General features: G+C 72.2%; 6 protein-coding genes. 4 read left to right on the forward strand and 2 right to left on the reverse strand.

The annotated features are described in order from the left end of the window. Window positions 1-18: 18 nt before the first annotated feature. Window positions 19-1,014: a D-2-hydroxyacid dehydrogenase gene (locus K4B79_RS47340; RefSeq protein WP_232033690.1), complete on the reverse strand. Its 996-nt coding sequence runs from the start codon at window positions 1,012-1,014 to the stop codon at window positions 19-21. Between the two features lie 204 nt (window positions 1,015-1,218). On the opposite strand from K4B79_RS47340, the gene K4B79_RS47345 reads away from it, so the two are divergent. From K4B79_RS47345 to K4B79_RS47355, 3 genes are all read left to right on the forward strand, one after another. Continuing rightward, complete coding sequence (locus K4B79_RS47345) at window positions 1,219-2,031, forward strand: maleate cis-trans isomerase family protein (RefSeq protein WP_232033697.1); 813 nt, start codon at window positions 1,219-1,221, stop codon at window positions 2,029-2,031. Between the two features lie 3 nt (window positions 2,032-2,034). Next, on the forward strand, window positions 2,035-2,766 hold the full coding sequence (locus K4B79_RS47350; protein ID WP_232033691.1) for a maleate cis-trans isomerase family protein: 732 nt from the start codon (window positions 2,035-2,037) through the stop codon (window positions 2,764-2,766). Between the two features lie 87 nt (window positions 2,767-2,853). Then, window positions 2,854-3,948, forward strand: coding sequence for an LLM class flavin-dependent oxidoreductase (locus K4B79_RS47355; protein WP_232033692.1), 1,095 nt, complete (start codon window positions 2,854-2,856; stop codon window positions 3,946-3,948). A gap of 44 nt (window positions 3,949-3,992) precedes the next feature. On the opposite strand, the gene K4B79_RS47360 is transcribed toward K4B79_RS47355, so the two are convergent. Continuing rightward, window positions 3,993-5,828 (reverse strand): putative bifunctional diguanylate cyclase/phosphodiesterase, encoded by a 1,836-nt coding sequence (locus tag K4B79_RS47360; protein ID WP_232033693.1) that lies wholly within the window; start codon window positions 5,826-5,828, stop codon window positions 3,993-3,995. 282 nt (window positions 5,829-6,110) lie between these two features. On the opposite strand from K4B79_RS47360, the gene K4B79_RS47365 reads away from it, so the two are divergent. Further along, window positions 6,111-7,565, forward strand: a complete 1,455-nt coding sequence (locus K4B79_RS47365) for a M6 family metalloprotease domain-containing protein (RefSeq protein ID WP_374208601.1) — start codon at window positions 6,111-6,113, stop codon at window positions 7,563-7,565. The last annotated feature ends 275 nt before the right edge of the window (window positions 7,566-7,840 follow it).

Raw genomic sequence — 7,840 nt, forward strand, 5'->3', positions numbered from 1 at the left:
GCGCCTCCCGTAGGACGATCAGTGTCCGGGTACATACCCCCGCTGTTTGTCGACCACGTTCGGCAGCGATCTGCCCGCCTCCCAGCGCTCGTACAACTCCACGAACTGGGTGCCGAGTTCGTCCCGCCAGCCGACCACGTCACCGCTCATGTGCGGGGACACGATCAGGTTCGGGACCTGCCACAACGGGCTGTCGGGGGTGAGCGGTTCCCGCTCGAAGACATCCAGCGCGGCCCCCGCGATCCACCGCTTGGACAGCGCCTCGACCAACGCGTCCTCCACGACCAGCTGCCCCCGCCCGACGTTCACGAACCGCGCGGAGGGCTGCATCACGCCGAAGCGGCGGGCGTCGAACATGCCGTACGTCTGCTCGGTGAGCGGTGCCGCCGAGATCACCCAGTCCGCGCGGGCCATCAGCCGGTCGAGATCCCCGGGGCCGTGGATGCCGGTGCGCGGGGTGCGGCCGACCAGGGCGGTGGTGATGCCGAGCGCCTTCAGGGACGCGACGATCGCGCGCCCGATCGGCCCCGACCCGACGACACACGCGCGCGTGCCGGCCACCCGCTGCGACTCGCGGTGCCGCCAGGTCCGCTCCCGCTGCAACTCCCAGGTGCGGGGCAGGTCCTTGGCCATCGTCAGGACCAGCGCGGCGACGTACTCGGCGATCGGCTGGTCGAAGATCCCGCGGGCGTTGGTCACCACTGTGTCGGAGGCGGCCAGTTCGGGGCACATCAGATGGTCCACGCCCGCGCTCGCGGTGTGCACCCAGCGCGGCCGCGGCCCCTCGCCCGGCCAGGCGGCGCGCACCGCGCGCGAGGTGAAGTCCCACACCAGCAGCACATCGGCGGACGGCAGCCGCTCGGCGAGCGTCGACTCGTCCACGTACTCGACGCGGGCCCGGCCGGTCAGCTTCCCGAGCCGGGGCGAGGGCTCGGCGTCGAGCACGAGGAGCGTGGGCACGGAGGAGGCGGCGGGACCGGAGGAGGGCGGTGGACCGGTTTCGGGCGAGGTCATACGGAAGCCAATCGAAGACCGTTTCCGACGCGGCGACGGCGTCTGACGTGGGCTGACACAGCGGGGTCACCGCAGCGTGACGCGGGCGTGACAACGGCGGATTGACCACGCTCGCACCCGAACCTACCTTCGTCAACACGGGCGTGCGTACGGTCCGTTGCCTTCCCGTCTCTTACCGTGAGGCCGGTGCCTGCCATGAACCCCATGGACATCACTTTCCTCGGAGGCCCCCGCCCTCAGCGCGGTGTCGGCGTCGTCGCTCCTTTCGACTTCGCCCTCGACCGCGAACTGTGGCGCTGGGTCCCGGACGAGGTCTCCCTCCACCTGACCCGGACGCCGTACGTCCCGGTCGAGGTCAGTCTCGATCTCGCCCGCCTGGTCAGCGAGCACGAGACCCTGCACGAGGCGGTACGCACCCTGACCGCGATCGCCCCCGAGGTCGTGGCCTACGCCTGCACCTCGGGCAGTTTCGTCGGCGGGATCGCCGGGGAACGCGCGATGTGCGAGGCGATGACCCGGGCGGGCGCCCTGCCCTCGGTGACGACGTCCGGGGCGCTCCTGGACGCGCTGGCGGAACTCGACGTACGCCGGGTCGCCCTGGTGACCCCCTACACCGTGTCCGTCACCCGCGCCCTGGAGGAGTACGTCGCCGAGGCGGGCGTCACCGTCACCGGGTGCGCCTACATGGGCCTGACCCGGCACATCTGGAAGGTCCCGTACCGGGCGGTCGCCGACATGGCACGGCAGGCGGTCCAGGGCGGCGCGGACGCGCTCTTCATCAGCTGCACGAACCTGCCGACCTACGACGTCATCCCCCAGCTGGAGGCGGAACTGCGGATCCCGGTGATCTCGGCCAACCAGGTGACGATGTGGGCGGCGCTGCGCCGACTGGGTACCCGAGCGGTGGGACCGTACCAGGCGCTGATCGATCCGGCGGCGCGGACCGGTCCCGTACTGCCGGAACAGCTTCCGGGTATGCCGAAACTGCCGGACGAAGAGCAGCAGCAGGAAGGCTGAGACATGACAGCACTGGGATTCCTCTACCCGGGCCACTCCGCCGAGGACGACTATCCACGCATCGAGCAGCTGCTCGGGAGCGACATCCGGCTGGACCTGGTGCACACCGACATCGGCGAGGACGCCCACCGCGTCGACGCCCTCCTCCAGATGGGCTCGGCCGAGCGCCTCGCCGCCGGCGTCGAGGAACTGCGCATGGCGGGCGCCGAGTCGGTGGTCTGGGCCTGCACCAGCGGCAGCTTCGTCTACGGCTGGGAGGGCGCCCACGAACAGGTCCGCACCCTGGCCCGTACGGCGGGTATGCCGGCCTCCTCCACCTCCTTCGCCTTCGTCCACGCGGCGCGCGAGATCGGCGCGGCCCGGGTGGCCGTGGGTGCCACCTACCCCGACGACGTGGCCGGGCTCTTCGCGGAGTTCCTGCGCGCGGCCGGCATCGAGGTCGTCGGCGTCCGGCCCTCCGGGATCATCACCGCGGCGGAGGTCGGCACCTGGGGCGAGAAGGAGGTCTTCGCCCTGGCCCGCTCGGCCGACGCCCCCGAGGCGGACGCGGTCCTCCTCCCCGACACCGCCCTGCACACCGCCGCCCACATCCCGGCCCTGGAGAAGGAACTCGGCAAGCCCGTCCTCACGGCGAACCAGGTCACGGTGTGGGAGGCCCTGCGCCTGGCGGACCGCCGCGTGAACGCTCCCGCTCTGGGGGCGCTGTTCACACGGGAGCCGATCGTCCAGGCGTAGCGCGGGACCAGCACGGCCGGAATAAACGGAGAGTGCCTCCTGTTAGGGGTGCGAGGAGACCGCTCGGCCCACCACAGGAGGCACCACGTGACCACAACGGCAGACGAGATCCGGGGCACGACCCACGGCACCGCCCCCGTCCCCCTCTCCGTCCTGGACCTGGTCACCGTCGGCTCGGGCAGTACCGCCACCGACGCCCTGCGCACCAGCGTCGCCCTGTCCCGCCTCGCGGAGTCCCGCGGCTTCCACCGCTACTGGGTGGCCGAGCACCACTCCATGCCGGGCGTCGCCTCCACCTCGCCGGCCGTGATCCTCGCCCACCTCGCCGCCCACACCGACCGCATCCGGCTCGGCTCGGGCGGCGTGATGCTCCCCAACCACGCCCCGCTGGTCATCGCCGAGCAGTTCGGCACCCTGGAGGCGATGGCCCCGGGCCGCGTGGACCTCGGTCTCGGGCGTGCCCCCGGCACCGACGGCGCCACCGCCGCCGCCCTGCGCCGCAGCGACCGGCTCAACGAAGGCGCCGACGACTTCCCCGAGCAGCTCGCCGAGCTGGTCCGCTTCCTCGACGACGACTTCCCCGACGGCCACCCCTACCGCCGTATCCACGCCGTACCCGGCCCGGTCCAGGCCACCTCGCCGGGCGGTGTGCAGTCGCCGCACCGCCCGCCGGTCTGGCTCCTCGGCTCCTCCGGCTTCAGCGCCCGCCTGGCCGGCTCCCTCGGCCTGCCCTTCGCCTTCGCGCACCACTTCTCGGCGCAGAACACCATCCCGGCCCTGGACCTGTACCGGGAGTCCTTCCGGCCCTCCGCCGCCCTGGCCGAGCCGTACGCCCTCATCGGCGTCTCCGCCCTCGCCACCGACGACGAGAAGGAGGCCCGCCGCCAGATCATGGCCGCCGCGCTCAACATGGTCCGCCTGCGCACCGGCCGCCCCGGTCTGGTCCCCACCCCGGAGGAGGCCGAGGCGTACCCCTTCAGCCCGATGGAGCGCGACTTCGTCGACTCCTGGAACGCCAACGTCGTCCACGGCACCGCCGACGAGGTCCGCAGCGGGCTCGACGACCTCCAGAAGCGCACCGGCGCCGACGAGCTGATGATCACGAGCAACGCCCACAGCGGCGAGCTCCGCCTGCGCTCCTACGAACTCATCGCGGACGCCTACGGACTGCCGAGGGCCTGACGCGCGCAGGTGACGGGCGCTCCGGGCTCAGACCGGGACACCGCTCAGACCCGGACGCCCAGCATCCCGGAGATACGATCCGGCGGCACCGGCCGTGAGTACAGCCACCCCTGGCCGGTGTCGCAGCCGATCCGCCGCAGCCGGGCGGCCTGCGCCGAGGTCTCCACGCACTCCGCGGTCACGGTCAGCCCGAGCCGGTGGGCGAGCTGGATCATCGCCTCGACGACGACCTCGTCGGCCGGGTTCGGCGACACCGCCCCGGCCCCGGCCCCGTCGTCGGACTTGTCGTTCTCGTACTGGAAGCCCCGCACGAACGAGCCGTCCAGCTTCAGCACCGACACCGGCAGCCGGCTCAGGTACGCCAGGTTCGAGTAGCCGGTGCCGAAGTCGTCGATGGCGATCTGCACACCCATGTCGCTGAGGTCCTGCAGGGCCTGCAGGGGCCGCCCGGCCGAGCCCATCACCGCCGACTCGGTCAGCTCCAGTTGCAGCAGACGCGGCGGCAGGCCCGTCTCCGCGAGGATCTCCGCCACGTCGGAGACCAGATCGGAGTCCCAGACCTGACGGACCGCCACGTTCACGCTCACGAAGAGCGGCGGCTCGTCCGGGTGCTCCAGCTGCCAGCGGCGGGCCTGCCGGCAGGCGGTGGCGAGCACCCAGCGGCCCAGCGGCACGATCGAGCCGTCCTCCTCGGCCAGTCCGATGAACCGATTCGGCGTCAGTACGCCGAACTGAGGATGGTTCCAGCGGACCAACGCCTCCACGCCCCGCACCCGCCCGTCCTCCATGCCCACCAGCGGCTGGTACTCCAGCGCGAACTCGCCGCGCTCGATGGCCGGACGGAGGGTGGAGGCCAGCGCCTGGCGGGTCATGCGGTGCGCGTTGCGCTCCGGGTCGAAGAGCGTCCAGCGGGCCTTGCCGTCGGCCTTCGCCCAGTACAGCGTGGTGTCGGCGGCCTGCATCAGACCCGTCGCGCTGGTGCCCGCCGCCTGCCGCTCCACCACCCCGATCGACGCCGACACCGACAGCCGCTGCCCGGACAGGTCGAACGGCGCCTGCACGGCCTTCAGTACGGCCTCGGCGAGATCGGCGAGCTGCTCGGTGCCGGTGGAGTCCTCCACGAGGAGCGCGAACTCGTCACCGCCGAGTCTGGCCACCAGCGGGACGCTCACCCGGCCCTGTCCGGCCTCGTCGGCGCAGCGCGTGAGGCGTTCGGCCACGGCGGACAGCAGCCGGTCGCCGACGCGGTGCCCGAGGGTGTCGTTGATCGCCTTGAAGCCGTCCAGGTCGAGGTAGCACAGTCCGACCCGGCCGGTGCCGCCCTGCTCGTACGACTCCGCCTCCAGCGCCACCGACAGCCGCTCGAAGAACAGGGTGCGGTTGGGCAGCCGGGTCACCGGGTCGTGCATCTGCAAGTGCCTCAGGCGGGCCTGGAGTTCGCGGCGGGCGCTGATGTCGGTGACGGACAGCAGGACGGTGCCCGGCCCGTCCCCGGTGAGGGGGGCGATCCTGACCTGCACCCACAGGGACTGGCCGTCGGGGTGCTTGAGCCGGCGGGTGCAGCGCAGCCGGGCCTGCCGACCGCGCAGCACCTCGCGGTAGGCGTGCCAGACGCGGGCGTCGGAGGTCAGGTCCACCAGATCGGCGGCGACCCGTCCGGCCAGCTCGTCCGGCGTGCTGCCCATGAGGTCCCCGAGCGCCGCGTTGGCGCCGACCACCAGGCCCTCCGGGTCGACCACGGCCATGGCGACCGGCGCGGCCGCGAAGGCCGCATGGTACGTCACCGGCTCGGCACCGGGAGACGTGCTGGTATCACTCTCTGTGACGGCGGACCGGTCGAGGTCTGCCGCGGGCGTCGGCCCTTCGGACGTTCCGCTCACCGTCGCTCCCGCAGTGCACTCGATCGCTGTCCGGCAGGAAAGTGTGCCGATCATAGAGGCTGCCCCAAGGCCCTTCCAGCCACTAACCAGTGTCGCGGACCAACCGGCGCTTCTGACAGATCGTTTCTGCCCGCACCTGCGCGGGCTTCTACAGGCCCCTGACCAGTTGTGACGTTCCGTGAGCGATTCGGGGGTGTCGCTTCTGACGGACCTTCGGCTCTCTCACTCGTCTGGTGCAGATAAACAGGGCTTAGTACGACAAACTCACACAATCTGGGTGCGGTGTCCCGTGAACCGCTCCCGGAGGTCCCTGTGCCGCGTCCGTTCCCGCGCCCCCGACTGCGCAGCACAGCGGCCGTGTTCACCACTCTCTCGGCCCTCGCGGCCACCTCCCTCGTGACCGGCCCCTCGGTCGCCGAACCGTTCTCGACGACCACCTGTGCCCTCAAGCGCACCGACGCCCACCACTCCGAGGGCCTCGACACCTGGAACGCCGCCTATCCGCGCCCCACCCGCTCCCTGGACGCGGTGATGGTCTTCCTGTCCTTCCCGGACGCCGCCCCGCGGACCACCCCCGCCCAGCTGGCCGCCGACCACTTCCCGGCCACCACCCGCTACTTCGAGCAGGCCTCCTACGGCAGGTTCACCCTGCGCGCCCACCCCCTGCGGCACTGGATCCGCATGCCGCACCCCTCCACGTCGTACGCCATACAGCGTGACTGGAACGCGACCCATCGCGCCGCCTATCTGCGCGACGCGCTCGCCGCCGCCGACGGCCGGATCGACTTCTCGCGCTACGACGTCGTCTACTTCGTCGCCGACCCGGACGCGCCCGGCGTGGACTCGGACGCCACCAAGGTGGTGAACCTGGACACTCCGCTGCGGGCCGACGGCACGGACATCCGGCGGGTGGTCACGGTCTTCGAGCAGCACCCGCCGGACCGGCTGGTTCTGGCCCATGAGACCGGGCACGTCTTCGACCTGCCGGACCTGTACCACCGGCCGGTGGACGGCAAGGGCGACTGGGACACCTACGTCGGGGACTGGGACCTGATGGGCAGCCAGTTCGGGCTGGCCCCCGACCTGTTCGGCTGGCACAAGTGGAAGCTCGGCTGGCTCCAGCAGCGGCAGGTGGCGTGCGTACGGGAGCCGGGGCCGACGCGGCTGACGCTGGAACCGCTCGCCGCGGGGCCGGGTGGCTCGGGCGTGGGGTTGGCCGGGGGGCGGGGCTTTGGTGGCGCGGTGGGTGGGGGTGGGGTGTCGCCACGGGGTGAGGTAGCGGGTCAGAGTGGGGTAGCGGGTCAGGGTGGGGCTGCGGCCAAGGGCGGGGCGGGGTCTTACGGCGGGGTGCCGGACTTCGGCGGTACGCCGGCCGTCGGTGGGGTGCCGGACTTCGGGCTGGGCGGGGGCACCAAGCTCGCGGTCGTCCGCACCGGCCCGGACAGCGTCCTCGCCTTCGAGGCGCGCGGTCCCGTGGGCAACGACACGGCCGCCTGCCGGCCCGGCGTCCTCGTCTACCGGATCAGCGGCTCCGCCGAGTCAGGCCGCGGCCCCGTCGAGGTCCTCGACGCCCACCCCCACACCGACGCCTGCTGGGAGAACTCCGTCTACCCGCCCCTCGCCGACGCCCCGGTCGCCCTCGGCGAGAGCTTCACGATCCCGGAGGACGGGGTCCGCGTGGAGGTGGAGGGACGGACGATGTCGGGGGCGTGGACGGTGAAGATCACGGTGGGATGACTCTTCGGCCGACGTCCACAGAAGCCGACGGGGCGAGGGGGTGTGGGTGGCGGAGCCCCCGCAACGCGCGGCGCGGCCGCGCAGACACGACGATGGCGAGGCCGGTTCGCGCTTTCCGCGGACACGCCTCGCCATCGACATCGTGCGCCGCCAGGGACTCGAACCCCGGACCCGCTGATGCTGCATTTCCCGGGGGCAACCCCCGGACCCCCGGCCGCCTCTGCGGCACCGGGAAGCACTCGCGCCCATGGCGAAGGCCCCCCGCACTTGCGAGG

It is taken from the genome of Streptomyces lincolnensis (assembly GCF_021173675.1).
Taxonomy (GTDB): Bacteria; Actinomycetota; Actinomycetes; order Streptomycetales; family Streptomycetaceae; genus Streptomyces; species Streptomyces lincolnensis_B.